Below are 26840 nucleotides of genomic sequence, written 5' to 3' on the forward strand. Positions count from 1 at the left end.
AATGCGCGTCTATTACGATCGTGATGCCGATCTCAACCTGATCAAGGCGAAGAAAGTCGCCGTCATCGGTTATGGCTCCCAGGGCCGCGCCCATGCGCTGAACCTCAAGGATAGCGGCGCGCAGAACGTCGCCATCGCGCTGAAGCAAGGCTCGGCCACCGCCAAGAAGGCGGAAGCCGATGGCTTCAAGGTGATGACGGTAGCGGAGGCAGCCGCCTGGGCCGACCTGATGATGATGGCGACTCCGGACGAGCTGCAGGCCGACATATACAAGCAGGAAATCGCGCCGAACATCCGCGACGGCGCCGCGATCGCCTTTGCTCACGGCCTCAACGTCCATTTTGGCCTGATCGAGCCTAAGGCCACGGTCGACGTCGTCATGATCGCCCCGAAGGGGCCGGGCCACACCGTGCGCGGCGAATACCAGAAGGGCGGCGGCGTTCCCTGCCTCGTCGCCGTACATCAGAACGCTTCCGGCAATGCACTCGAGCTGGCGCTTTCCTACGCCTGTGGCGTCGGCGGCGGTCGCTCCGGCATCATCGAGACGAATTTCCGCGAAGAATGCGAGACCGACCTGTTCGGTGAGCAGGTAGTGCTCTGCGGCGGCCTGGTCGAGCTGATCCGCGCCGGTTTCGAGACGCTGGTGGAAGCGGGCTACGCGCCTGAAATGGCCTATTTCGAATGCCTGCACGAGGTAAAACTGATCGTCGACCTGATCTATGAAGGCGGCATCGCCAACATGAACTACTCGATCTCCAACACCGCCGAATGGGGCGAATACGTCTCCGGTCCGCGCATCATTACCGCCGAGACCAAGGCAGAAATGAAGCGGGTGCTGAAGGACATCCAGACGGGCAAGTTCACCTCCGAATGGATGCAGGAATACCGTTCCGGCGCCGCGCGCTTCAAGGGCATCCGCCGCATGAACGACAGCCACCAGATCGAGGAAGTCGGCGCCAAGCTGCGCGCCATGATGCCCTGGATCGGCAAGAACAAGCTGGTCGACAAGACCGTCAACTGAGCCATTGCATCAGATCGAAAATGAGAGGCCGGGGCGAAGCTCCGGCCTTTTCACTTACGCGCCGCAAGATAGAGCCAGCGTGTCGGCTTGCCGTCATAGCCCCCGCCGTCTCGTTCGATGATCGAAACGTTCCGCCAGCCGCCTTCCGACAGGCGCTCTGTGAGCCACGCGACCGAGGGATAATTGTAATAACGACCGAAGCCGTCATAACCTTCGGCGTCTCCGGCCTTGAAGCTGGCATGCAGGATGCCGCCATATTTCAGCGCCCGGTTGATGCGCTTCAGAACATCGGGAAGTACGGCGCGCGGCATGTGCAACAGGCTCGCTTCGGCCCAGACGCCGCTATATTCATTTTCTTCGTCCAAGCTTTCGAAGCGCATCACCTTGACGGGCCTGTCTAGGAGCTTTTCCGCGCGTTTCGCCAGTTCAACGGAGCCATCCGTCGGCATGACGTCAAAGCCCTTCGAAAGCATATAGGCGCAATCATGCCCGCCGCCGCAGCCGAGTTCGAGAACCGGTGCGCCGGGAGAAAGCTCGGAAAGAAATGCATCGAGACGCTGAGTGGGAACAGTGCGCCTTCGGACAGCGTAAATCTCGGCGTTTTCATCGTAAAAGGATGAGGTGCCTTCAGTGGCCATATCCATCTTTCTTCGTCTGGTCGCGCGCCAGGATATCGAAACATTGCAATCGGAAACATGCTTTGCCTAAACAAAATAGGTCAGCATTATTGACTTATTCTTTGTTGCGTGGTTTTGTCCCGAAACGAAAAAATATTACGAGGAAACCCCATGTTGAATTGGGAAAATATCTTTGCCACCCGCTCGTCGCGCATGCGCGCGTCCGAGATCCGCGAACTTCTGAAGCTTTTGGAACGACCGGATATCATTTCCTTCGCCGGCGGCATTCCCGATCCCGCGCTGTTTCCGGACGAAGCATTCAAAGAAGCCTATGCGGATATCTTCTCGAGCGCTGCAGTCAGCTCGGCGCTGCAATATTCGGTGAGCGAGGGTTACAAGCCGCTGCGCGAATGGTTGGTGCAGCAGATGGCAGCACTTGGCATTCCCTGTGAACTCGAAAACGTGTTCATCGTCTCCGGGTCGCAGCAGGGGCTGGATTATCTCGGCAAGCTTTTCCTCTCGCCGAAGGATACCGCGCTCGTCACTGCGCCGACATATCTTGGTGCGCTGCAGGCCTTCAATGCTTATGAACCGACCTATGATCAGCTGACACCGAACGGCAACCGCACGCCGGAGGCCTACCGTGCCACGGCGGCGCAGGCAGGCGGGCGCGTGAAGTTTGCCTATCTTTCCGCCGATTTCGCCAATCCGACGGGCGAGACTATTGATCGTCCCGCTCGTGAAAAGCTGATCGATCTTGCCGATGAGCTCGATATCGCGATCATCGAGGACGCGGCTTACCAGTCGCTGCGCTATGACGGCGAGGCGATCCCGCCTATCCTGGCGCTGGAGATCGCGCGCAAGGGCGAGATCAACAATACGCGGACGATCTATTGCGGCAGCTTTTCCAAGACGCTCGCACCGGGTCTTCGCGTCGGTTTCATCGTCGCGAATGCGCCCGTCATCCGCAAGCTGGTGCTGATGAAGCAGGCGGCCGACCTGCATTCCTCGACGATCAACCAGATCGCGATCGACCATGTCGCCCGACGGGGCTTCGACGTTCAGGTCGCCAAGATTCGCAAGGCCTACAGTCATCGCCGCGATTGCATGCTGGCGGCACTCGCCAAATACATGCCGGAGGGCACGTCCTGGACCAAACCCGAGGGCGGCATGTTCATCTGGGTGACGCTGCCCAAGGGAATGGACGGCGCCAAGCTGCTGGCGAAATCGCTGGAGACAGCAAAGGTCGCCTTCGTGCCTGGTCAGGCCTTCTTTGCTGACGGCTCGGGGCCGAACACGTTCCGCGTCAGCTTCTCCTGCGCCGACGACGAGATGATCGATAACGGTATCGCTCGTTTAGGTGCTCTGATCGAAAGCGAAATGGAAAGGATCTGACGGTCCTTTCCATGTGGACGGCTCAGATCCAGATGTCGTTCTGAGCCGTTCGCATTCCGCCTTCCTCGCCAGTATTCAGCGTCCCGCGCGGTTCTATCAGCAGCATCTTCACCTCTTTTGCGGCGAATGGCTTATGCTGCACGCCCTTGGGAACGACGAACAATTCGCCCGGATGCAGCAGAACGGATCCATCCCGGAAATCGATGCGAAGTTCACCTTCCAGCACGAGGAAAGCTTCGTCGGTTTGCGGATGATCGTGCCAGATGAAATCGCCTTCGATCCTGACGACCTTGAACTGATAGTCGTTGAGTTCGGCAACGACCCGCGGCTGCCATTGCTCAGTCAGGCGCCCGAGTTTGTCTGCCAGATTGATCGACCTATAGGATGTCTGCATTTCGCTCTGCATGTGTCGCCTCCAAATGTTCAAGCTCAGATCCCGGTATACGGATGAACTCCTCCCGTCTTGAACGATTGTGCATTCCGTGGGCGGCGAACGAGTGCGAACCTTGGATGGTGCTGCGCCAAATCCTGGCAGGACCGGCGCAGCGTCAAAGTCTTACCCTTTGAGATGCGGACCGATCAGCAAAAGATCGGCTTCGCTCAGCCGCTCGCTCGCGGAATCGCGCTGGTGCCAGTAGGGATAGAGCAGCGGCGGCAGACTGACATCATCGAGGCGCTTGCGTTCCTCGTCCGAGAGCGTCAGTTCGGCGGCGGCGAGATTGTCCTTGAACTGCGCGTCGGTTCGCCCGCCGATGATCACCGAGGTGACCCCTTTGCGGCCCATCAGCCAGGCGAGTGCTATCTGCGCTCCGGAAACGCCGCGTTCAGCGCCGATCGCAATCAACACGTCGACAATGTTCCACAACCGGTTCTCGTCACGGATCGGCGGCTCGTCCCAGCCTGCGAGCTGGCGTGGTGTCGTCATGCTGCGTTGATGCTTTCCGGATAGCAGGCCGCCGGCAAGGGGGCTCCACACCAGAACGCCGAGGCCCTGGTCGATCGAGATCGGCAGCAGCTCATATTCCGCCTCGCGCGCCTCGAGCGTGTAGTGGATCTGCTGGCTGACGAAGCGCTGGTATTTGAATTCATTGGCGATACCGAGCGCCTTCATGATGTGCCATCCGGAATAGTTCGAGCAACCGATGTAGCGGACCTTGCCTTGACGGATCAGCGTGTCGAGCGCTTCCATCGTTTCCTCGAGCGGCGTCTCGCCGTCCCATTCATGGACCTGATAGAGATCGATCACATCGGTCTTGAGACGCTTGAGGCTCGCCTCGCATTCGCGGATCAGGTGATAGCGCGAAAGGCCCCGGTCGTTGGGACCGTCGCCCATGCCGAAGCGGGCCTTGGTGGCAATCAGCACGCCATTTTTGCGTTTGCCGCCGAGTACGTCACCGACAATGTTTTCCGATTCTCCCTGCGAATAAACGTTCGCGGTATCGATGAGGTTGACGCCGGCATCGAGGCACATGTCGACATAACGCCGTGCCTCATCGAGGCCGACCGATCCCACCTTTGAGAAGGGCGGTTTGCCGCCGATGGTCATGGTTCCCATCGTGAGTGGCGAAATCTTGAGGCCGGAGCGACCGAGCAGCCGATATTCCATGGCGGTGATCCCTGATTTTGAGTTGAAGAACGACAAAGACAAGATGGCGCCCGCAGCGGCGCAGGGCAATATCCTATCAGGGAGCTTCGGTACTGTTTAGCCTAGCGGCCTCAAAAGAGCGTTATATCAGACAGTTTGTCGCCTTCGGGTTCGATCCGGTTTGCACGTCAATTCGATGGTGAAAGCGCGTAACCGCGGTTCAAGCCGAGTGTCACATTCATGTTAACCGCGATGGCTAAGGAACAGCCTTCAATCCACGTCGAGGGTCCTCTCATGAACAAGCTCGTTTCCGCCGTTGCCGGCCTGCTTGCCGCCGGTTTTGTTTCCGTTTCCGCTGATGCCGCCAATCTTGTGCTTTACACCAGTCAGCCGAACGAGGACGCGCAGGCGACCGTCGACGGATTCATGGCCGCCAACCCGGACATCAAGGTGGATTGGGTGCGTGACGGCACACCCAAGATCATGGCCAAGCTTCAGGCCGAAATCCAGGCCGGCAACCCGCTCGCAGACGTTCTCCTGATCGCCGATGTCGTCACCCTGGAGCGCCTCAAGGAAGAGGGCAAGCTCCTCGCCTACAAGTCGCCGGAAGCCGCCAATTACGACGCCACGCTTTTTGACGCGGACGGTTACTATTACTCCACGAAACTGATCACCACCGGCATCATGTACAACACGTCTGCTTCGATGAAGCCGACGAGCTGGAAGGACCTGACGAAGCCGGAAGCAAAGGGCCTCGTGACCATGCCGAGCCCGCTTGCTTCGGGCGCCGCGCTGATCCATGCACAGACGCTTGCCGCGGTCGACGGTCTCGGCTGGGATTACTACAAGGCTCTTGCTGAAAACGGCGCAACGGCTGCCGGTGGCAACGGCGTCGTTCTGAAGTCGGTCGCCTCGGGCGAGAAAGCCTATGGCATGGTCGTCGACTATCTGCCGATCCGCGAAAAGGCCAAGGGCGCGCCGGTCGAATTCGTCTTCCCGAAGGAAGGCGTATCTGCCGTGACCGAGCCGGTCGGCATCCTGGCGAGCGCCAAGAACGTGGATGCCGCCAAAAAATTCGTCGATTACGTGCTCTCCGAAAAGGGCCAGCAGGGCTTCCTCAAGCTCGGTTACATCCCGGCCCGCAACGGCATGCCCGTCCCAGAGGGCTTTCCTTCGCGTGATACGATCAAGGTCCTGCCTGTCAACGCTGCCGCGGCACTGAAGAACACCGATCAGGACCTGAAAACCTTCTCCGGCATCTACGGATCGAACTGATCCTCAATGCACGGATATGTCCGCCGGGGAAACAGCCAGCCTGCCTGGCTGTTTCCCTTTGTCGTTACCGTCGTCCTGTTCCTGAGTGTATTGCCGCTCCTGCGTCTCGCCGGGACCGGCATTGTCGCGTTTTCACGGGGAGGGGTCTCGCAGGTCCTGGCCGATCCCGCGCTCTGGTCCGCGACATGGTACACTGTCGTCACCGCTATACTCGGTACGATCATTTCGCTTGCGATCGGTAGCCTGTTTGCTTTCCTGCTGACCCTGACAGACGTTAGGGGGAAGGGACCTCTCAGCTTCCTGTTCGTCCTGCCGATGATGATCCCGCCGCAGGTGACGGCGCTCGCCTGGGTACAGATGTCGGGTCCCTCCAGTCCACTTCTGAAGGCGTTGCATCTGGCGCCGCCGCTCGGCTCGCCGCAGCCGCTCTATTCGGTCGGAGGTATCGCGCTGCTCTACGGCGTGCAGCATGCGCCGCTCGTCTATCTGGCGCTCAGAGCCGGGCTGATGGCCCTGCCGCGGGATGGCGTCGAGGCGGCGCGACTTTCCGGCGCCTCGAGCCTTCAGGTCTTTCGTGATGTGATTTTCCCCTTGTCGCTGCCTGGCGTCATTGCCGCCGCTGCGATCTCCTTCGTCTCCTGCACGGGCAATTTCGGCATCCCGGCGATCCTCGGGATCCCTGCGTCCATCCTCACGCTGCCGACGTTGATCTTTTCTAAATTCACGGCTTTCACGAGCCGTACCTTCGGCGACGTGGCGCTGCTTTCAGCAATCATCGCCATTATTTCCGTGGCTGGGCTTGCCATCCAGGAAAGAGCGCTCCGCGGGAGGGACTATCGGGTGATCGGCCTCAGCGGCGCAACGGCCATCTTCGAACTCGGATCGTGGCGCTTCCTTGCCGTGCCGCTCCTTTGGCTCGTCCTGTTCTTCATGCTCGTAGCACCTTTTCTGGCCCTGCTCGCGGGAGCGCTGGTGCCCGCCTATGGCGTGCCCCTGACCTTCAAGACCATGTCGCTTCACGCCTTTGGCGAGATCCTGTTTCGACAGTCGGTCACGCGAACGGCCTTCGCCAACTCGCTGTTTCTCGCGGCCACGACCGCGATTGGTCTCCTCCTGGTGACAATCCTTGCGGCCTATGCCCTCACACGCCGTCGCGGCTTCGCCAGCCGCATTGTTTCGAGCCTGATCGAAATTCCCTATTCCCTGCCGGGGATCGTCATGGCGGTTTCCTTCATTCTCGTTTTCGCGGCGCCAATCCCGGTTCTGAACGTCACCCTCTACGGCACGATCTGGATCATTCTCATCGCCTATTTCTCGAGCTTCTTCGCCGTCAGCCTGAAACCGGTGGTCAGCGCCTTCCATCAGTTCGATCCGGCGCTGGAGGAGGCGGCGCGGCTGTCGGGTGCGGGCTTCTTTCGCAGGCTTTTCGATATCCTGGTCCCGCTGATCGCGCCGGCTGCGGGGGCCTCCGTGATCCTCGTCTTCCTGATCGCCTGCAACGAACTTACCATTTCCGCGCTGCTCTGGGTGGCGGGCACTCAGACGCTCGGCGTGGTGACATTTAATCTCGACGACAGCGGCAGCTCGGATCTCGCCTCGGCGCTTTCCGTGCTGGTGGTCTGCATGGTCGTCGTCATGATGCTGCTGCTGGAGCTTCTGGCAAAACGGCTGCCCAGAGGAGTTGTGCCGTGGCGAAGCTGACTTTGAACCGCGTCACCAAGGATTTCGGCACCGGCCGTGCGGCCGTGAGCGGACTGTCGCTCGATGTGCGGCCGGGCGGCTTTCTGGCGCTGCTCGGGCCGTCCGGCTGCGGCAAGACGACCGTCCTCAGAATGATCGCGGGATTCGAAAATCCGACGGATGGTTCCATTCATCTGGGAGAACGGCTGCTCGCCGATGCATCCCAGGCGCTTCCGCCGGAAAAGCGCAACATGGCAATGGTGTTTCAGTCCTATGCACTCTGGCCGCATATGAGTGTCGCCGACAATGTCGGCTATCCGCTGAAAGTGCGCGGCGTCTCCGGCGAGCGCTATCGCGAGAAGGTTCGGGCAGCACTCTCCACCGTACGCCTTGCCGATTACGCCGAGCGTCGTCCTTCCGATCTATCCGGCGGGCAGCGCCAGCGCGTGGCGCTCGCCCGCTGCCTGGTGACCTCACCGGATGTCGTGCTGCTCGACGAGCCACTTGCCAATCTCGACCGGCATCTGAAGCAGGAGATGGAAGAGACTTTTCGCGAGTTCCATCAGCGTTCCGGGGCAACGATGATCTATGTCACCCACGACCAGAGCGAAGCGATGGCGCTTGCGACCGATGTGGCGGTCATGTCCGAGGGGCATCTCCTCCAGGTGGCAGCACCCTCCGAAATTTATGCGCGCCCGGAGGGGAGCCTCGTCGGTGGCCTTATCGGCCGCGGGGCGATCCTGTCCTTGACATCACCTTTCGGCGACAGCCGACAGTTCGACTGGCCGGCGCTGCAGACAATGTTCGCGGACGACGCGCCCGGCGGTTCGCCCGTGGAGGTTCTCGTGCGTCCCGAGGATGTCGTTGCATCACCGGACGGAATTGCCTGCACCGTGGAATCCGTTCTTTTCGAGGGCGAACGATACGCGGTGCGTGTCGCGCTTCCGGACGGGCAGGCACTCAGGGCCTTCAGCCGCGACTTCGTGAAGTCGGGCGACGCCTTTCCGGTCGTCATCCGGTCCGGTTGGAGGCTTTGACCGCAAGCCTTTTCCGGGGCTCATTTCGAAGCTAGATAGAATCATCGATGCCATCAGGAAATTCCGCATGTCGCTTCGCCTCGCCACCTTCAATGTCGAAAACCTGATGACCCGTTTTGACTTCACCGGTTTCCGCAATCAATTGCGCCAGGATCGCGTGATCAAGCTCTTCGAAGTGCAGAGCGAGGGCGTCTATCAGCAACTCGAACAGGCGCGTGTGATCGCCTCGACCGACGATACCCGTCAGATGACGGCGCTTGCCATCGCCGACGCGGCCGCCGATATCCTCTGTCTGCAGGAAGTCGACAACATGGCCGCCCTGCAGGCCTTCGAATACGGCTATCTCTTCCGCATGGTCGGCAGCGGCTATCGGCAGAAATATCTGGTCGAGGGCAATGACAGCCGCGGTATCGATGTTGCCGTGCTCATGCGTGAGGAGACGCATGACGGGCAGAAGATCGAACTTCGGGACATCAAGAGCCATGCGCCGCTGACCTATCGTGATCTTGACCTTTTCAACGACGATCTGGCCTTGACAGCTCTTCCGGACGACAAGATCTTCAAGCGCGATTGCCTGGAAATCGACCTGCGCATCGGCGGCGTGCCGCTGACGCTCTATGTGGTGCATTTCAAATCGATGGGCAGTCCGAGGGAAGGGCTCGACGGACGCCAGTCCACAATGGCCATTCGCATCGCCGAGGCGCGCGCAGTGCGCCGCATCATCGAGCAGCGCTTCGGCGTCGAACATGCTGCCAAAAAGAACTTCGTCATCTGCGGCGACATGAACGACTATCAGGAACGCGTCGACGTGATCGGCAACCGCCGCAGCGGATATCGCTTCGAGCACCAGGACGAGACGGAAAGCGCACTCGACGTCTTCAGCCATGACGGTTTTGCGGAAAACGTCATGCGCCGCCGCGATCCTCTCGATCGCTGGACGCTCTACCACGCGCGCGGTCCGGAGGAACAATGGCTCTGCCAGCTCGATTATCTCTGGCTTTCGCCGGCACTCGCACGCGTCAACGCGACGCAGGTGCCCGACGTCATCCGTGGCGGGCAACCTTACCGCACGGTGTTTCCGCCCGGGCAGGAAGTCGAGCGCTATCCGCGGACCGGGTGGGATCGTCCGAAAGCATCCGACCATTGCCCCGTTGTCATGACATTGGATCTCATATGACTTTTGAACTCTCCGATCATTCCGCCGGATGGCCGCCGGAGCGCACCGTCTTTCCCGTCACGCATATCGATTTGCGGATCCTGGACGGCGAGCATCCCTTTCATGAGACCCAGAAGCCCGCTGCGCGGGAGAACTGGGCGAGGGAGATTGCTGCCAATCCCGCGCTCTTCGACGGGCGCATGATCCTTCAGCACCGGCTCTCGATAAGTGAAAAGGGTATCCTCGGCGAAGGCTATGTCATTCCATTTTCCACCTTCATGTGGTGGCGGAAACAGGCCCAGCGAAGAGACGGCTTTCACCTCTTTGCCTATCCCGTGCTTGAAGCCTGCGATGGTGCGCTGGTCGCAATCCGCATGGGCGCGCATACAGTCAATGCCGGGCAGGTCTATTTCGCGGCAGGCTCGCTCGAGGAAATCGATGTCGTCGACGGACGATGCGACATTGAGGGCAATATGCGCCGCGAGGTTTTGGAAGAGACGGGCCTCGATCTGCGGGATGCGGTTGCGGGAGAAGGCTATTTCGCCACCCAGTATCAGCGCGTTGTCACCATCTTCAGGCTTTTTCGTTTCGACCTGACGGCGCAGGAACTGATCGAACGGATCGAGCGGCATATGCTTGTTGCCGAAGACAAGGAAATTGCCGGAGCGGTCGCCATACGTTCAGCCGACCACAGTGCCCATCCCTACAATGTGGCCATGCTGCCCGTTATCGATTGGTACTTCGGCAGAGAGCGCTGACTTATCGCCTTGCACTCCAGCGCACGGTCGGGCAGGTTGACGTTTCCATGACCGATTCAAGGAGGGTAGGGCGTGGCACGCAGCTACGGGGTCTATGATGTGTTCACCGGCAGCAAACTGGCGGGCAACCCGCTCGCGGTGATCTTCGACGGCGACGGCCTGAGCGATGATGCGATGCAGGCAATCGCGAAAGAGATGAACCTGTCGGAGACAGTCTTCGTGGTCCCCTCGCAAAATCCGGCCCATACGGCGAGCCTCAGAATTTTCACGCCAGGGCGCGAATTGCCCTTCGCCGGTCACCCGACGGTCGGGACGGCGATCGCATTGGCGGAACGCGCGCACAGCACGCGCGGCGGAGACATCGATCTCGTTTCCGTTCTGGAGGAAAGAGTAGGGCCGGTGCGCTGTGCCGTGCGGCTGCGTCAGCGGCATCCGAGCTTTGCCGAATTCGACCTGCCAAGAAAGTCGCATCAGATCACCTTGCCGCTCGACAAGGCGGACATCGCCAATGCGCTGGGCCTGAAGGTCAGCGAGATCGGCTTCGAAAACCACGTCCCTTCGATCTGGAGCGCCGGCGTTCCTTTCCTTCTTGTGCCGGTGCACGATGTCGGATGCTGCGAGCGGATGGAATTCGATCCGCAGCTCTGGGAAAAGACCGTCCCCTTCGTCGACGGCGCATTGGCCTCCGCCTACATTTACTGTCGCGGCGCTATCAATCACGTGGCAAAGTTTCACGCCCGCATGTTCGCATCCGGCATGGGTCTCGTCGAGGATCCGGCGACGGGCTCGGCGGTTGCGGCCCTCTCGGGCGCGATCCACCATTTCGACCGCCTGCCGGATGGCCATTTTCCGATCGTAGTGGAGCAGGGCGTCGAGATGGGACGGCCGTCTCTGATCCACCTCCATATCGATGTCGACGGCGGAACGATCTCGAACGCGCGCATCGGCGGGCAGGCGGTTCGCATCGCCTCGGGCGAGCTGGATCTCTGATTTCATTGGCCTTTCCGGCGGTTTTGAAATTTTTTTGACGATTAACCAAAGAAATTTCACCATGCCGCTGGACAATGAAGACGATCCTGTTTATACGCCCGGTCACACCGCGCAGACAGCGCGAACGGGTGATTAGCTCAGTTGGTAGAGCAGCTGACTCTTAATCAGCGGGTCGTAGGTTCGAGCCCTACATCACCCACCATAAAATCAGCGACTTACGGGCAGTTTGGAAAAGGCAGTTTTTAGAAATCTGCCTTGGGGTTGCAAAATCTGTTCACGACTGATGCTGTTGCAGCTTTAAGATGGCTTGCTCGGCGAGCTCGATTTTGCCGCCCAGATAGTGAGCATCAAGGATCGACTCGAGGTCCTTCCAGACTGTGGCCGGTGCGCCTACACCAAAAGCGCGCCGGGCCGCTGATACCCGTGTTAGCCACCCATGATCGATGCTCAGTTCGACGTGGTCTGGCAATGAAAAGTGCCGTTCGTTGGGCGGCAACTGGTCTGGAAATTGTTGAGCGGCCGCTCTTGTTTTTGTTGCTGCCGCTTCGCGTCGAGCATGCCGGCTCTCACCGTTGCACTCCCCGCGGGAATTTCCGACCGTTTCACGTCGGCATCAGGAGTCGCACTGCGACAGCCGGCTAGCGCCGCGACCGCACATAGCGCAGCGCCCAGAAAAAACATGCGCTTCATTGGTATCGCCTTTTCTCTAATTACCTGAGACACGCAATGAGTCGAACCTCAGGATACAATTGCAATGTGAAGAGTTCAAAGTGCCCAAGCAGGGCAATGAAACGCATGCCCATCGGCGCGCCTTCACCTCTTCTCTCCGAGATACCGGAAGAGCGCCTGGTCCCAGCTTCTGTCGTGTATCGTCTCGAGCAGAGCGATGTCGATTGCTTTGCGATAGGGACTTCCTCTCGGCATCGCCACGCCGTAGCTTTGCGGATCGAAGACCCCGTCAAGGATCTTTATCGTGCTGGAGAATTGCTGCGCGGTAATCCAGGCGAGCAATGGTTTATCGTAGACGAATGCGTCGATGCTACCATTTTCCACCGCCCGCAAACCATCCTGCAGGCTCGCAAATTCGCGGTGCTTGATGCGTTGTCCGTTGAGAAATCCCGTCGTCGCAGAACCGGCAAGCGCGCCGACGCGCACTTTCGGCAGGTCGTCGACGCCCTCCACAAGTCCACGGATCTGGCGCGTGGTCAGCGCGGAAGTGACGCTTGCCGTAAACACGGCGAGCGTGATGATGGAGACGACCATCCAGATGATTGCAAGCATCCGCCCTGCCAGGGTCTTCGGGCCTCTATGTCCGGTACTGGCCTGAGTCATTACTTCTGCCGACCACCAGATGCTGGCGCCGAGCCCTCTGCCGGCGGCGCCGCCGAAATCTTCGTTGTGGCGGTGTTCGAAAATCCAAATGAGCACGCCCACCAAAAGCGAAATGCCGATGAGAGCGAGTGCTGCCTGCAGGAAGCCGAACGACGTCAAGGTGCGGATGATCTCATGCCACACCGAAAAGCTCCTGGTCGACACCGCGATGCCGAGGCCCGTGTCGTAAAAGGGTTGGGAGAAGTCGATATTCCGCTCTCGCTCCGCGGTAATCGTAATCGCCGCGATTGAGAGGTCGTAGCTGTTGCGCGCGGTCGCCTCTACGAGGCTCTGTACAGTCGGCTCCTCCGCGAGCCGATATTTCAGCCCAAGTTTGTCTGCAATCTGCCGCCATAAATCAATCGAGATGCCGGTCCAGGTTCCGTCCGGCTCCTTCATCGCGAAAGGCGGCGCCTCCTTGGTGCCTACGACGAGTTCGCGGTCTGGAAAATCCTTGGAGAAATCACGGGCGAGCGTGGGGCTCGCGGCATCCTGCCCGGCGGCGGCCGGGTCCTGAGCCGCACTGCTTTCCTGCGCGGCGGCCCCGGAGAAAAGCGAAGCCGCGACAATGATCCCGAACGCGACGACAATGAAACAAAGGATCGGCATTCCCTGATGCTGGCCGTTTCCAGTGCGATGCCCTCTCACCATCATGCTCCAACCTTCGAAGCCGAACCGACGCATGCCTTTAAAGAATTTATCTAATAAAACGAATGGTAGAATAAATGCATCGGGCCGGATGGCGTCGGAAATCCGCGCTTCTTGCCTTGCTCGACGGCGTACGCATCATTCCGCAGCGCAGGATCACGTATGACCAGCAAAGCCCGCCGCAAAGCGGGCCATCTGCTAAGTGCCTCCGCCAACTTTATTTGGCTCAGCCATTTTTCAGACCTTAATCGCGTTCGTCTAAATAGCGCTTTTCAACAATATGTCGCCACTCACTCCAAAAACCAATGCCATCAGAGTAATATGCGCGCAACTCGAGCGCGAGAAACCCTGACGCACCGCCAAATACAAACATCGGAATAATGAAATCCTATCCGAGGTGATTCGAGCTGGTGTTCTTAATGCTGAAAATCATGAGTGCCGCAGAAATAGGCGCGCAAATAAGCCATAAGAGCAGAGACTTTCACTTCCTTTGGCCAATTTTTCAATTTCAAAATACCTTTATTTATGCCCTATTGCCTCTGGATGGTGTGACTGGGGATTTGTAATGCTCAGGTTTTGGAACGCCATACTGATGTTAATTCGCCATAAGCGTAATAACCAGGGGAACTCCTGGTGCAGAACTCCTGGTGCAGTTTGAGCTTCGGTAAAATAGATTACCCAATCCCCAGAGGTACTCGCGCCTCCGTCCATCCCAAATGCATAAACCTGGCTAGACTCAACCGCCTCCATCAATCGCCCTCTATGGTCATTAGTTCACAAATGTTTTTCTAGGCTAGGGAGCAAACGCCAACAGCGTAGGGGCAGCATTCGGCCTTAGCGGTCAGTAGTACCGCAGTCACGCTGGGCGGTTACTGTTCAAGCTCGGCGTCGTGAGCCTTTTTCAGCGCGTCGCATCCTCCAAACTCTTTCGCAGCAGTCGATGCCCATTTCTGTACCTGTTTGTTGGACATTGTTAACTTTGGGTTTCCATCTTGAGCGAGCAGCTTCAGGCTAGCGCCCTCCATTTTTGCGATAGCTTTCTCAACATCTGTGTATATCTCAGTACCTGGACCACACCCTTGCTTCTCGATATATCCCAAAAATCGTGGACGCATCGGCTTCGGCTCTGCCCTGCAATATCTCTCCGCGAGGACATGCATGGTCAGCGCGTACTCAAGTCCCATGAAGCGCGACTCGATTGGTTCATTAGGCTTGAAACTGTTTCTGCAAAAATTTGGAGATTCAGCATTGGCGGCAACGAGCGGCACGCAAGCTAATATTGCGCCCCAGAGATAACGAAACAAGCCACTTTCCTCCCAACTATTGGACCTCTGCGGTTCTCGAATCTCAATAGGCGATGATGATTTGCCCTATGAGGCGACTGTTTAGCAAAACGGCATGACGTCCTGGATGAGGGCCTTCCGACAGTCCAAACTTGAGCAGGTTCCCTCCTTGCCGAAGATCGATTGTGTTAGCCTCCGGCGAAACAAAGCAATGGGACAAGCCGTTGCAAGATGCGCTCAGCCGCAATTTGCCGCTCATATATCCGTCCTCAAGTGACAGCTGGATATCTGGATTTTTATGATCGACCAGCTCGCAACGGCGATCAGTCCTGCACCTCACCTCGGCAAAGAACGGATCGGCGTTTTCCATGAGAACAGCATAGCGCACCGTCCGTTCTATCGGCGGTTCCTCAGCCGAGGCTGCTGTTACATATTGGAAAAGCAAGGTGAGAACGGCAACAAGGAGGGCGAATATTTTGACCAAAGACCGAGCTCCCGGCAATATGAGCGCTCTTTCTCTTGAAGTTTCACGCCAAAATTGTGTCGAGGTGCAAGTTTCAAATGAAAACTGGGAGGAAGGGCGGGCTCATGCCGCCCTCTCTGCCACTCAGCGGAGCCTTTTTGGTTTCGATTCTTCTGAGCCGCGCTGTTGAGCAGCACGAGGCAGAGCGACCCCATGGCTCGATGCACTTCCGAGGGCGACCGGCCCCGATCCATTCGAGGGCCGGCCAACGGGCAAGCTTTCAGTCGCCCGTGATTGCCGACGTCTGCTCAGACATTGCCCATGCAGAGGTATTTCATTTCCAGGTAGTCGTCGACGCCGTGGCGCGAGCCTTCGCGGCCGAGGCCGGATTGTTTGATGCCGCCGAAGGGTGCCGTCTCGGCGGAGATGATGCCGGTGTTGATACCGATCATCCCATATTCGAGCGCTTCCGCCACGCGCCAGACCTTCTTGAGGTCGCCGGCAAAGAAGTAGGCGGCGAGGCCGAATTCGGTGTCGTTTGCCTGCCGGATTACGTCTTCGACCGTGTCGAAGCGGAAGAGCGGTGCGACCGGGCCGAAGGTTTCCTCGCGCGCGACCTTCATTGTCCGGTCGACGCCGGTCAGAACCGTCGGCGCAAAGAAGGTACCGGCGCCGTCGATGCGCTTGCCGCCAGTCAGGATCCTGGCGCCCTTGGAGAGCGCATCGCTGACGTGGTCGGAGACCTTGGCGAGACCCTGTTCGTCGATCAGCGGTCCGATCGTCACATCGGCCTTGAAGCCATCGCCGACCTTCATGTTTTCCACCTTGGCGGCAAGTTTGGCGGCAAAGGCGTCATAGACGTTCGACTGCACATAGAGCCGGTTGGCGCAGACGCAGGTCTGTCCGGCGTTGCGATACTTGGAAGCGATCGCTCCCTCAACGGCGGCATCGAGATCGGCGTCGTCGAAGACGATGAAGGGAGCGTTGCCGCCGAGTTCCAGGCTGACCTTCTTGATCTGATCGGCGCACTGGCGCATCAGGATGCGGCCGACTTCGGTCGAGCCGGTGAAGCTGATCTTGCGCACCTTCTCGTTGCCGCAGAGTTCCTTGCCGATCGCCGGACCGTCGAGCCCGACGATGACGTTGAATGCGCCAGCCGGTACGCCCGCCTGCTCGGCGAGGACTGCAAGGGCGAGCGCCGAAAGCGGTGTCTGCTCGGCGGGCTTGGAGACGACCGTGCAACCAACGGCAAGGGCAGGGGCGATTTTGCGGGTGATCATTGCCGCCGGAAAGTTCCAGGGCGTGATCGTGCCGACGACGCCGACCGGCTGCCTGATGACGACCATGCGCTTGTCAGTGGTCGCTGCGGGGATCGTCTCGCCGTAGATGCGCTTGGCCTCTTCGGCAAACCATTCGATGTAGGCGGCGGCATAGAGGATCTCGCCGCGCGCTTCCGGGAAGGGCTTGCCCATTTCGGCCGTCAGGATCGCCCCAAGGTCGTCGGCATTGGCGACCATGAGATCGGCCCACTTGCGCAGAATAGCGCTGCGTTCCTTGGCCGGGCGAGCGGCCCAGGCGGGCTGAGCGGCATAGGCGGCGTCGATCGCGACGCGGGTTTCATCGGCGCCCATATCGGGCAGCGAGGCGAGCACTTCGCCGGTCGCGGGATTGACGACGTCGAAGGTCTTCGTCGCATTGCCCGCCGTCCAGGCGCCGTCGATATAGCCGACATCGCGCAGGAAGGGCGAAGAGAAGGCGACGTGTTTGGTCAATGCAGTGGTGAATGCCATGTCTTATTCTCCATGGAAGAAGCGGCCGCCATTGACTGACGGTCATCACGATTTGAATTGCTTTGCTTACCTGCCGGCGCTTGCCTCGACGAGCGAAGCTTCGAGGATATCGAGCGCCTCGCCGAAGACGTCGTCCTGGATCGTGATCGGCGAGAGGAAGCGGATGACGTTGCCGTGAACGCCGCAGGTGAGCAGGATCAGCCCCTTTTCCAGCGCGATCAGGCGGACCTTGTTGGCGAATTCGGCGCTCGGCAGCTTGGTGACCCTGTCGTTGAACTCGACGGCATTCATGAAGCCGGGGCCGCGGATATCGACGATTTCCGGCACTCTGTCGCGCAGCGATTGCAGCCGCTGCTTGAGGCGGTTGCCGAGCTGGTTGGCGCGGTCGCAGAGGCCTTCCTCCTCGATGACGTCGAGGACGGCATGGGCGGCGGCGATGCCGAGCGGATTGCCGCCATAGGTGCCGCCGAGCCCGCCGGGGCCGGGGGCGTCCATGACTTCGGCGCGACCGGTGACGGCGGCAAGCGGGAAACCGCCGGCAAGGCTTTTCGCCATCGTCATCAGATCCGGCGCGACCTCGTGATGGTCCATCGCAAACATCTGACCGGTGCGGGCAAAGCCGGTCTGCACTTCGTCGGCGATCAATAGGATGCCGTGCTGGTCGCAGATTTCGCGAAGCGACTTCATGAAGGAGATCGGCGCCGGATAGAAGCCGCCTTCACCCTGCACCGGCTCGATGATGATCGCCGCGACACGCTGCGGATCGACGTCCGCGGCAAAGAGCTTCTTTAGCGCCGCAAGGGACTGATCCGGGGTTGTGCCATGCAGTTCGACCGGGAAGGGAACATGGAAGACATCGCCCGGCATGGCCCCGAAGCCGACTTTGTAAGGCACGACCTTGCCGGTCAGCGCCATGCCCATGAAGGTGCGGCCGTGAAAGCCGCCACCGAAGGCGATCACGGCGGAACGGCCCGTGGCGGCGCGGGCGATCTTCACCGCATTCTCGACCGCTTCCGCACCTGTCGTCACGAAGATGGTCTTCTTCGCGAAATTGCCGGGCGTGACCCGGTTCAGTCGCTCGGCGAGATGAACGTAGCTCTCATAGGGCACGACCTGATGGCAGGTATGGGTAAAATGGTCGAGCTGGTCCTTGACCGCGGCAATAATCTTCGGGTGGCGATGGCCAGTGTTCAGGACGGCGATACCAGCCGCGAAATCGATATAGCGACGACCCTCTTTGTCCCAGATCTCGGCATTTTCCGCACGTTCAGCGTAAATCTGCGTCGTCATGCCGACGCCGCGGGAAATTGCCGCATTCTTCCTGTCCGTAAGGGTAATCGCGTTCATCTTGCGCTCCTGCGCTGAAAGGATTGGAAATATCTTGCAGAACTTCTGTAGGATATTTATAAAAGTCCTACATTTTTCCTGTAGGAAATCAAGTTTGATTTTTTGCTTCAAACATCACTGCTTTTGATGGATCTTCCAAAGACTGAATCAGGGATTGATTGGCGAATGAGTGATCACGGCCCGGTACGCTACAAGGTGGCTGAAGCGGCGCGTCTGGCCGGTGTTTCGGCCTCGACGTTGCGCCTTTGGGAAAGCCAGGGCCTCGTCGTTCCAGGCCGGTCTGAAACGGGACATCGGCAATATAGCGCCGATGACGTGGCGCGGCTGAAACGCATTTCCTGGTATCGTATCGAACGCGGCCTAAATCCGGCGGCGATCCGCGAGGCATTGGAAAGTGAAGAGCCGGCGGCCGACGGCCCGGAGGCAAGCGCTGATTCCGGCGTCGGCCGCAAGCTGCGCAGCCTGCGGCATGCCGCCGGAAAGACGCTGGATCAGGTTGCCGGTGATGTCGGGATCACGGCGTCGACTCTCTCCACGCTGGAGCGGACCTCGCAGGGCGTGAGCTTCAAGACCCTGCACGAGCTGGCCGAATATTATGGCACCACGGTTTCCCGCCTCTCCGGCGAGGAGGATGAATATGTGCCAGCGCTCGTCCGCTCTGGCGAATGGCGCACATGGCCCGAAACGACGCCTGGAGTCACCGTACAGCTTTTGGCTGAAGGCCGGCGCATGATGGATTGCCACCGTTTTGTGCTCGCGCCGGGTGCGGCAAGCGAAGGCGCCTATCGTCATGAGGGCGAGGAGTTCATGCATGTGCTGTCCGGCCGGTTGGAACTGGTGCTCGACAACGACCAGTTCTTCGACCTTGGCCCCGGCGACTCTCTCTATTTCGAAAGCCGTCGTTATCATTCATGGCGCAATCGTCATGATGGAGAGACGGTGCTTCTCTGGATCAACACGCCACCGACGTTCTGACGCGGACGATTGTGATCTGCGCCTATAGCCTGGCTCGTCTTTGACAAGGGTCAATGACACAAGATGACTATCGGTTGAAAGTCCCGCAGGTCGTTCCCTGACGCATGCATTGAAAACCTTTGCGTGTTAAAACGAAGGGTAGAGTAAGCAAAGCGGACGGGTCGTCCGGGGCGGCACGGGGAGCAACGGGTGTGCTCTTTCAGCTTCAAGCCTCGAAGGCCCTCTGCTGACTGTTGGCAGAGGTTGACTGATGGCCGAAGAGATTATCGCCACGATAGAAGACCTGTCCCATCGCTACGGAAAAATCAATGCGCTCAACAATGTGTCGATCGCGCTTCCGGCCGGTCGCATGGTCGGCATCATCGGGCCGGACGGCGTCGGAAAATCCACGCTCCTTGCTCTCATCGCCGGCGTGCGGATCATTCAGCAGGGCAAGGTCACGGTATTCGGCGGCGATATGGCCGACAAGGCCCATCGCACCCTTCACAGCGGACGCATTGCCTATATGCCTCAGGGGCTCGGCCGCAATCTCTACCCGACGCTCAGCGTGTTTGAGAATATCGATTTCCACGGGCGCCTGTTCGGGCAGGGCGAGGCGGAGCGTCGCCGACGGATTGACGAGCTTCTGAAGGCGACCAGCCTCGATCCGTTCGAGGACCGGCCGGCCGGCAAGCTCTCCGGCGGGATGAAGCAGAAGCTTAGCCTCTGCTGCGCCTTGATCCATGATCCGGACCTTCTCATCCTGGACGAGCCGACGACCGGCGTCGACCCGCTGTCGCGCGGCCAGTTTTGGGACCTCATCAACACCATTCGCGGGCGCCGCCCCAATATGAGCGTGCTGATTGCCACCGCATATATGGACGAGGCACAGGGATTCGACTGGCTCGCCGCGATGGATGACGGAAAGATCATCGCCGCCGGGCCAACATCCGAAGTGCTGGCGAAGGCGGGCGAAACCTCGCTCGAAGCGGCCTTCATCGCGCTGCTGCCCGAAGAGAAGCGCGCCCGGCACCAGAAGGTTATTGTCCGCCCACGCACGACGAGCGGTGACGATGTGCCTGCCATCGAAGCCGAGGGGCTCACCCGAAAGTTCGGCGATTTCGTCGCCGTCGACCATGTAAGCATGCGCATCGGACGCGGCGAGATTTTCGGATTTCTCGGCTCCAACGGCTGCGGCAAGTCGACGACGATGAAGATGCTCACCGGCCTGCTGCCTGCCACTGAGGGCTGGGCGAAGCTCTTCGGGACGCCGATGGGTAAGAATGATATGGAGATGCGCCGCAACGTCGGCTACATGTCGCAGGCGTTCTCGCTCTACAACGAGCTCACTGTCCGGCAGAACCTGGATCTGCACGCGCAGCTCTATCATCTGCCGAGCGACGAGGTCGAGCCCCGCATCGCGGAGTTGCTCAAGCGCTACGATCTCGAAGATGTGGTAGATGCCCGGCCGGAGAGCCTGGCCCTTGGAATCAAGCAGCGTCTGCAGCTTGCGGTCGCTGTTCTTCATCGGCCGTCCATGCTCATCCTGGACGAGCCGACCTCGGGCGTCGATCCGATCGCCCGCGACGCCTTCTGGCAGACGCTGATCGATCTTTCGCGCGACGACGGCGTGACTATCTTCATTTCTACTCACTTCATGAACGAGGCGGAGCGCTGCGATCGCATTTCGCTGATGCATGCCGGCAAGGTGCTCGCTCTCGGCACCCCTGAAGATCTCGTCCGCGAACGCAGGAGCTCCTCGCTGGAAGACACCTTCGTGGATTATCTGGCGGAGGCGGCGGGCATAGAGCGCACCGAGAGGGTGGAGGCCCCCGCACCGGCCGCCGGCGAGCAGACCGGTCTGGCAGTAGAACCACTGCAGCCAGTGCGCCGCTTCGATCCACGCCGGCTCTGGGCCTATGCGCGGCGCGAAACGATGGAACTGCTTCGCGATCCGATCCGTCTTACCTTCGCCTTTCTCGGTCCGCTCATCCTGATGATCGCCTTCGGCTTCGGTATTTCCTTCGATGTGGAGAACCTGCGCTTTGCCGCCTTCGATCAGGACGATACGCCGGAGAGCCGGCAGGTCATCGAGGCTTTCTCCAGCTCGCGATATTTCGAAGAGCGGCAGCCGATCACGACGACGGCGGAGCTCGATCAGCGCTTCAGGAGCGGCGAACTGCAACTCGCAATCGAAATTCCCCCGGGCTTCGGACGCGATCTCAAGGGCGGCCGGGTTCCTGAGATTTCCGTGCAGCTCGACGGCGCCATGCCGTTTCGCGCGGAAACGACAAGAGGCTATGTAACCCAGCTGATGACGCAATTTGGACAGGAGATTGCTTCCCGGGAGAGCTCGGCCGCAACCGTCAATGCCGCCACCACTGTCGATTTCGAAACGCGGTTTCGCTACAACCAGTCCTTTCAAAGCGTCAATGCCATGGTGCCCGGCGTGATCATGCTGATGCTGATCCTCATTCCGGCCATCATGTCTGCCGTTGCAGTCGTGCGGGAAAAGGAGACAGGCTCGATCGCCAATTTCCGGTCGACTCCGATCACCAAGTTCGAATTCCTGCTCGGCAAGCAGCTTCCCTATATCGGCGTTGCAATGATCAGTTTCATCCTTCTGGTGGCGCTGTCGATCTTCGTCTTCGGAGTGCCCATCCGGGGTTCCGTCGGCGTCCTCGTCCTCGGGACACTCCTCTACACCGCTGCGACGACCGGGTTCGGGCAGTTCATATCGACTTTCACGCGCACGCAGGTTTCAGCAGTCTTTGCGACCGCGATTCTCTCGATCGTGCCGGCGGTGAACTTCTCCGGCCTCCTGGTGCCGGTGTCCTCGCTTTCCGGAGGCGCCCGCCTTATCGGCCTCGGCTTTCCGCCGGCGTGGTATCAGCCGATCAGCGTCGGCGCCTTCACCAAGGGCCTGGGTTTTGCGGAGCTCTACGGCAATCTTCTGGTTCTTGCCGGCTTCGCCGTGCTCTTCATGATCGTTTCGCAGCTCATCGTCCGGAAGCAGGAGGTCTGAGATGCCACAGGAACCTTCCGCGCCCGCCGACGTCTCTTCCCGGAGGCATTCGGGGCTGTTCCTCCATCTCGTCAACATCTACCGGCTGTTCGTCAAGGAACTGAGAAGCATCCGCGGCGATCCCGTCATGCTCATCCTGGTCGTCTATTCCTTCACCGTCGCCGTTTACACGGTCTCCACAGGCGCTTCGACGGAGGCGAAGGATCTTACCGTCGGAATCGTGGACGAAGATCATTCCAGTCTGTCGCGCCAGATTTTTAACGCTTTCAATCCACCGCTGTTCAAGCGCGTCATCACGATAGCTGCGTCCGACATCGATCCGGAAATGGACCATGGAAGGCTCGTTTTCGTGCTGGAGATCCCACCTTCCTTCCAGTCCGACATCCTGTCGGGCCGGCAGACTTCGGTGCAATTGAACGTCGATGCGACCGCGATGACGCAGGCGGGCAACGGCGCGGGCTACATCCAGAACATCGTCGCTCAGGAGGTGGCGAATTTCGTGGCGCGGTCCGAGGCGGCGTCGACCCTGCCGGTGAACGTGGTCATACGCTCGAAATTCAATCCCAACCTGACCTCCACCTGGTTCACCTCGGTGATGCAGGTCATCAACAGCATCACGCTTCTTACGGTGATCCTGACGGGAGCCGCGCTCATTCGCGAACGGGAGCAAGGCACTGTCGAGCATCTTCTCGTCATGCCCATTGTGCCGGCTGAGATCATGCTCGCGAAAATCTTCGCCAATGGGCTCGTCATTCTCGTCGGCGCGGCGCTGTCGCTCGTGTTGATCGTGGAGGGACTGCTCAATGTGCCGATCGCAGGCTCGCTGCTGCTCTTTCTCGCCGGCACCACCCTCTATGCCTTCTCGGTCGCGACGCTCGGCATCATGCTGGGAACCGTTGCGGCCACCATGGGACAGTTCGGGCTTCTCGCCATTCCGGTCCTTGTCATCATGCAGCTTCTCTCCGGCAGCAGTACACCCATGGAGAGTATGCCGGTCTGGCTTCAGTACGTGATGCTCATCATAAGCCCCACACCGCATTTTGTCGCCTTCTCGCAGGCGGTGCTTTATCGCGGTTCGGGCTTCCAGATCGTGTGGCCGCAACTGCTGGCGGTTGCAACCATCGCTGCCGTATACTTCACTTTCGCGCTCGGGCGTTTCCGACGTGTCATCTTCGGAGACTGACCCCATGCGTTCCATCTGGAACCCGCTCTATCGATAAAGGAGATTGAGATGCACGTTCGTCCAGGCGCGTTGATCCTTGCCACTGCAGTCTTCCTTTTCAGCGGCCTTTCGCCGAACGGCTTCTCGCCGCGAGGGGTCTTTGTCTCCGAGGCCTATGCCCAGTCACGGCTCCGCTCTCTCATCGACCGCTTGCGCGGAACCGCGATGCCCGACGGCATTGTGAAATCCAACGGCAGGGTAGAGGCCACCCAGGTGGACGTCGCCGCCAAATATGCGGGCAGGGTGGTCGAAATGAAAGTCCGGGAAGGCGACGAGGTCACGGCCGGCCAGGTCATCGGACGCCTTTCTTCGCCAGAGACCGAGGCGCAATTGCGGAGCGCCCAGGCGCAGGTGCTCGTCGCCAAGCAGTCTTTGGCGGAAGCCGAAGCCCTGATCGCGCAGCGCATCAGCGATCTGCAGCTTGCCAATATCGATCTCGACCGCGGCAAGCAGCTTTCGGCGCGCGGTGTTCTCGCGAAGCAGGTCCTGGATCAGCGCATCGCGGCCGTCGCCTCGGCGGAGGCTGCTCTCAAGGCTGCGGCAGCACAGCGCGACAGCGCACAGTTCGCCATCAAGACATCCGAGGCCGAGGTGGACAGGATCGAAGCAATCCTTGTGGACCTAGTACTCGTGGCGCCGCGAAGCGGACGCGTGCAATACCTACTCCTGAGAGAGGGCGAAGTGGTCTCCGCAGGTGCCCGGATTCTGACCATTCTGGACCTGACCGATGTCTATATGACGATCTTTCTCCCGGCAGCGCAGGCCGGAATGCTCGCGCTTGGGGATGAGGCCCGCGTCATTTTCGATCCTGCGCCGCAATATGTCGTTCCAGCGACGATCAGCTTCGTCTCTGCCGATGCACAATTCACTCCGAAAAGCGTTGAGACGGCTGACGAGCGCGAAAAATTGATGTTCCGCGTCAGGCTGCAGATCGATCCCGACGTGCTGGAGGCGTATCACAGGCAGGTCAAGACTGGTGTGCGCGGCATGGGCTTCGTGCGAACAGATGCAACAAGATCATGGCCCAGCGATCTCGTCGTCAAGCTTCCGGCGAAGTAGGTCGCCGCAGATCAATCTCGAACGAAAATCGCCTCGCACTTTCTGATCAATAGCCGGTAGGTCCTCCCGATCATCCGGCTTTTAGGTCGAAGCTGCTCATCCACAACGCCGCGCACATTTGATCGTCAACTATGCCGCCATGATCCGCATGGTACCTCTAAGTGCATCCAATTGCGCGGTTTGGCTGTCGAGACGAAACTGGTTGACTAGATCGCGCAGCCTGCTCGCCTCAGTCGACAAGGACGCGGCCGCCGCCGTGGATTGCTCGACCATCGCTGCATTCTGCTGAGTTGATTGATCCATCTGATTGACGGCGGCGTTGATCTCGGCAAGGCCGGTAGACTGCTCACGCGCAGACGTCGCAATCGCCACCATCAGCTGATTGATCTGGGACACGTGCTCGCCGATCGACTTCAGCGACTGGCCAGTCTCAAGAACCAGCTTCACGCCGGTGCCGACTTCGGCAGAGGACTTTTCAATGAGCCCCTTGATCTCCTTCGCCGCTTTTGCAGCGCGTTGAGCAAGCTCGCGAACCTCCTGAGCGACAACCGCAAAGCCTTTGCCGGCTTCTCCTGCTCGGGCGGCCTCGACGCCAGCGTTCAGCGCCAGAAGGTTGGTCTGGAAAGCGATTTCGTCGATTACGCCAATGATGTTGGAGATCTGCTCTGAGCTTTCCTCAATTCGCCGCATCGCCTGTTCGGTCTGAGATACGACCGAAGCGGAGCGCTCTGCATTGACATTGGCCACCTGTGCGACATTGCGAGCCTCGTCGGTGCGCTTGGAGGCCGTCGCAACATTGGCGGTGATCTCATCGAGGGCTGCCGCCGTCTCCTCCAGAGAGGCGGCCTGCTGCTCCGTACGTTTAGACAGATCTTGCGCGCCCAAAGCGATTTCGCTTGTTCCGTTGTCGATGCTGCGCACCGTCTGCAGTACAGCGCCGATCGTCGTACCGAGCTGTTTGAGCGAGGCATTGAAATCCTCACGCAATCGCTCGTACTCCGCAGCGAATGGCTCCGCCAGCTGGAAAGAGACGTCGCCGCCGGCCAAGCGTCTCAATCCATCGCCGAGCGTTGTCGTCGCAAACCGCAATTGTTGTGCTTCTCGCTCGGCACGCTCCTGTGCTGCCGCACGAGCCGCTTCCGACTGGCTCCGTGACATCGATGCTTCCTGCTCCAATCGAAGCACGTTGATGGCGTTCTGTCTGAACACTTCCACAGCTCCCGCCATCGCGCCGATTTCGTCGGCGCGGCCAGCATAGGGAATCTCGCTTTGCAGGTCACCGTCGGACAAGATCTTCATCGCCGAGGCGATCCGGCGGATCGGATTTGCGATACCGACAACGGTGAACATGGTCCCGGCTATAGCGACGAGAATTGCGAGCGTTGCAATCACTGCTGTCACGGTGAACGCGTAGCTGGCCGCGGCGCTGCTTGTGGCCACATATGTTTCGGTCTGCCCCAGAATGAAAGCCACCAAGTCCGCAATCTGCTTGTTCATAAGATCAGCTTGCGGCTCCATATTCTGCCGAAAGAAGCTAATCGCCTCGGCGCTCTTTCCGCTATCCTGCAATCGGATCATTTGCGCGGCAAGCTTCCCGTATTTTTCGAGTTCAGACTTGACCTCGTTGATCAACTCGCGGCCTCGCTCAGTGCGCACGCCTTTCACATATTCATCGATCGCGCGATCAAGGGCTGTGTTCGCATCGTCGACCAGCTTCGCTTCTGCAGCTCGCTTTTCTGGCGTCGCCTCCAACAGGGAGCGCGCATAAGCCAGTTTCAGATCAGAGAAATTTCCCTTGATATCCCTGGCGGTGACGAGGCGCTTCGTCCAAAAGCCACCAATCTGCTGAGTATTGCCATTCAGCGTCGAAATCGTGCTGAGCGAAGTGTAGGACAAGACGACGAGGAAGACACAGATTACGGACAAAACTGCAATTAGTGCCTGCTTGACACTCGGGCGTTTCATTCGGGTCTCCTCTTCCACAAGAGCGATCGCGCCGGTCGGATAACTGCAAGAATTCGCCTGATTTGCTAATTTATATTTAACGTTATTTGATCCCGCCTTCGATACTTGGATTATCTGTGCTGCTTACAAACGATACATAGCAAGGCCTGCGCGGCCTTCTATCAGGGGTTTGTATCCGAGGATCTAAATGCGAAATCGA

The 26840-nt window shown here is 59.4% G+C and carries 22 protein-coding genes and 1 tRNA gene; 13 read left to right on the forward strand and 10 right to left on the reverse strand.

Annotated elements, in window-relative coordinates:
• Position 1 precedes the first annotated feature (1 nt).
• A complete protein-coding gene (gene ilvC / locus AAE029_RS05025; protein ID WP_371071706.1) occupies positions 2-1021 on the forward strand; it encodes a ketol-acid reductoisomerase in 1020 nt (339 codons plus the stop codon).
• Positions 1022-1071: 50 nt separating this feature from the next.
• Here ilvC and AAE029_RS05030 read toward each other — a convergent pair whose 3' ends face one another.
• A complete protein-coding gene (locus AAE029_RS05030; RefSeq protein WP_371072100.1) occupies positions 1072-1659 on the reverse strand; it encodes a class I SAM-dependent methyltransferase in 588 nt (195 codons plus the stop codon).
• 150 nt (positions 1660-1809) lie between these two features.
• Here AAE029_RS05030 and AAE029_RS05035 point away from each other — a divergent pair, with 150 nt between their 5' ends.
• The gene (locus tag AAE029_RS05035) at positions 1810-3033 is read left to right on the forward strand and encodes a PLP-dependent aminotransferase family protein (protein ID WP_371071707.1); all 1224 of its coding nucleotides are present in this window, start codon (positions 1810-1812) and stop codon (positions 3031-3033) included.
• A gap of 22 nt (positions 3034-3055) precedes the next feature.
• On the opposite strand, the gene AAE029_RS05040 is transcribed toward AAE029_RS05035, so the two are convergent.
• A complete protein-coding gene (locus AAE029_RS05040) occupies positions 3056-3439 on the reverse strand; it encodes a cupin domain-containing protein (RefSeq protein WP_371071708.1) in 384 nt (127 codons plus the stop codon).
• Positions 3440-3589: 150 nt separating this feature from the next.
• On the reverse strand, positions 3590-4639 hold the full coding sequence (locus tag AAE029_RS05045) for an aldo/keto reductase (RefSeq protein ID WP_371071709.1): 1050 nt from the start codon (positions 4637-4639) through the stop codon (positions 3590-3592).
• Positions 4640-4912: 273 nt separating this feature from the next.
• Between AAE029_RS05045 and AAE029_RS05050 the strand changes: the two genes are divergently transcribed.
• From AAE029_RS05050 to AAE029_RS05080, 7 genes are all read left to right on the forward strand, one after another.
• Positions 4913-5893 carry an ABC transporter substrate-binding protein gene (locus AAE029_RS05050; protein ID WP_371071710.1) on the forward strand — a complete coding sequence of 327 codons (981 nt, stop codon included), beginning with the start codon at positions 4913-4915 and terminating at the stop codon, positions 5891-5893.
• A gap of 6 nt (positions 5894-5899) precedes the next feature.
• On the forward strand, positions 5900-7594 hold the full coding sequence (locus tag AAE029_RS05055; protein WP_371071711.1) for an ABC transporter permease: 1695 nt from the start codon (positions 5900-5902) through the stop codon (positions 7592-7594).
• Positions 7582-8610 (forward strand): ABC transporter ATP-binding protein, encoded by a 1029-nt coding sequence (locus tag AAE029_RS05060; protein ID WP_371071712.1) that lies wholly within the window; start codon positions 7582-7584, stop codon positions 8608-8610. The genes AAE029_RS05055 and AAE029_RS05060 overlap by 13 nt, the downstream gene beginning before the upstream one ends.
• Positions 8611-8677: 67 nt before the next feature.
• Positions 8678-9787, forward strand: a complete 1110-nt coding sequence (locus AAE029_RS05065) for an endonuclease/exonuclease/phosphatase family protein (protein WP_371071713.1) — start codon at positions 8678-8680, stop codon at positions 9785-9787.
• Entirely contained in the window at positions 9784-10524 is a 741-nt protein-coding gene (locus AAE029_RS05070) for an NUDIX hydrolase (protein ID WP_371071714.1), read from the forward strand. Before AAE029_RS05065 ends, AAE029_RS05070 begins: the two co-directional genes overlap by 4 nt.
• A gap of 72 nt (positions 10525-10596) precedes the next feature.
• Positions 10597-11514 (forward strand): PhzF family phenazine biosynthesis protein, encoded by a 918-nt coding sequence (locus tag AAE029_RS05075; protein WP_371071715.1) that lies wholly within the window; start codon positions 10597-10599, stop codon positions 11512-11514.
• 126 nt (positions 11515-11640) lie between these two features.
• Positions 11641-11716, forward strand: a tRNA-Lys gene (locus AAE029_RS05080).
• A 245-nt stretch (positions 11717-11961) separates the two neighbouring features.
• Here the strand turns inward: AAE029_RS05080 and AAE029_RS05085 are convergent.
• The 6 genes from AAE029_RS05085 to AAE029_RS05110 form a co-directional block, all read right to left on the reverse strand.
• Positions 11962-12204, reverse strand: a complete 243-nt coding sequence (locus tag AAE029_RS05085; protein WP_371071716.1) for a hypothetical protein — start codon at positions 12202-12204, stop codon at positions 11962-11964.
• A gap of 123 nt (positions 12205-12327) precedes the next feature.
• Positions 12328-13539: a transporter substrate-binding domain-containing protein gene (locus AAE029_RS05090; RefSeq protein ID WP_371071717.1), complete on the reverse strand. Its 1212-nt coding sequence runs from the start codon at positions 13537-13539 to the stop codon at positions 12328-12330.
• 863 nt (positions 13540-14402) lie between these two features.
• Complete coding sequence (locus tag AAE029_RS05095) at positions 14403-14837, reverse strand: hypothetical protein (protein WP_371071718.1); 435 nt, start codon at positions 14835-14837, stop codon at positions 14403-14405.
• Between the two features lie 43 nt (positions 14838-14880).
• The gene (locus AAE029_RS05100; RefSeq protein ID WP_371071719.1) at positions 14881-15300 is read right to left on the reverse strand and encodes a hypothetical protein; all 420 of its coding nucleotides are present in this window, start codon (positions 15298-15300) and stop codon (positions 14881-14883) included.
• 287 nt (positions 15301-15587) lie between these two features.
• The gene (locus AAE029_RS05105; protein WP_371071720.1) at positions 15588-17069 is read right to left on the reverse strand and encodes an NAD-dependent succinate-semialdehyde dehydrogenase; all 1482 of its coding nucleotides are present in this window, start codon (positions 17067-17069) and stop codon (positions 15588-15590) included.
• Positions 17070-17135: 66 nt separating this feature from the next.
• Positions 17136-18416 carry a 4-aminobutyrate--2-oxoglutarate transaminase gene (locus AAE029_RS05110; protein ID WP_371071721.1) on the reverse strand — a complete coding sequence of 427 codons (1281 nt, stop codon included), beginning with the start codon at positions 18414-18416 and terminating at the stop codon, positions 17136-17138.
• 165 nt (positions 18417-18581) lie between these two features.
• Between AAE029_RS05110 and AAE029_RS05115 the strand changes: the two genes are divergently transcribed.
• The 4 genes from AAE029_RS05115 (at position 18582) to AAE029_RS05130 (ending at position 24676) form a co-directional block, all read left to right on the forward strand.
• The gene (locus AAE029_RS05115; protein WP_371071722.1) at positions 18582-19391 is read left to right on the forward strand and encodes a MerR family transcriptional regulator; all 810 of its coding nucleotides are present in this window, start codon (positions 18582-18584) and stop codon (positions 19389-19391) included.
• Positions 19392-19641: 250 nt separating this feature from the next.
• Positions 19642-22395 (forward strand): ribosome-associated ATPase/putative transporter RbbA, encoded by a 2754-nt coding sequence (gene rbbA / locus AAE029_RS05120; RefSeq protein WP_371071723.1) that lies wholly within the window; start codon positions 19642-19644, stop codon positions 22393-22395.
• Position 22396: 1 nt separating this feature from the next.
• Positions 22397-23578 (forward strand): ABC transporter permease, encoded by a 1182-nt coding sequence (locus AAE029_RS05125; protein ID WP_371071724.1) that lies wholly within the window; start codon positions 22397-22399, stop codon positions 23576-23578.
• A 48-nt stretch (positions 23579-23626) separates the two neighbouring features.
• The gene (locus AAE029_RS05130; RefSeq protein ID WP_371071725.1) at positions 23627-24676 is read left to right on the forward strand and encodes an HlyD family secretion protein; all 1050 of its coding nucleotides are present in this window, start codon (positions 23627-23629) and stop codon (positions 24674-24676) included.
• Between the two features lie 129 nt (positions 24677-24805).
• On the opposite strand, the gene AAE029_RS05135 is transcribed toward AAE029_RS05130, so the two are convergent.
• Positions 24806-26641, reverse strand: coding sequence for a methyl-accepting chemotaxis protein (locus AAE029_RS05135; RefSeq protein WP_371071726.1), 1836 nt, complete (start codon positions 26639-26641; stop codon positions 24806-24808).
• Positions 26642-26840: the final 199 nt, after the last annotated feature.

The organism is Sinorhizobium sp. CB7, from assembly GCF_041357635.1.
In the GTDB taxonomy this organism is placed as follows: Bacteria; Pseudomonadota; Alphaproteobacteria; order Rhizobiales; family Rhizobiaceae; genus Rhizobium.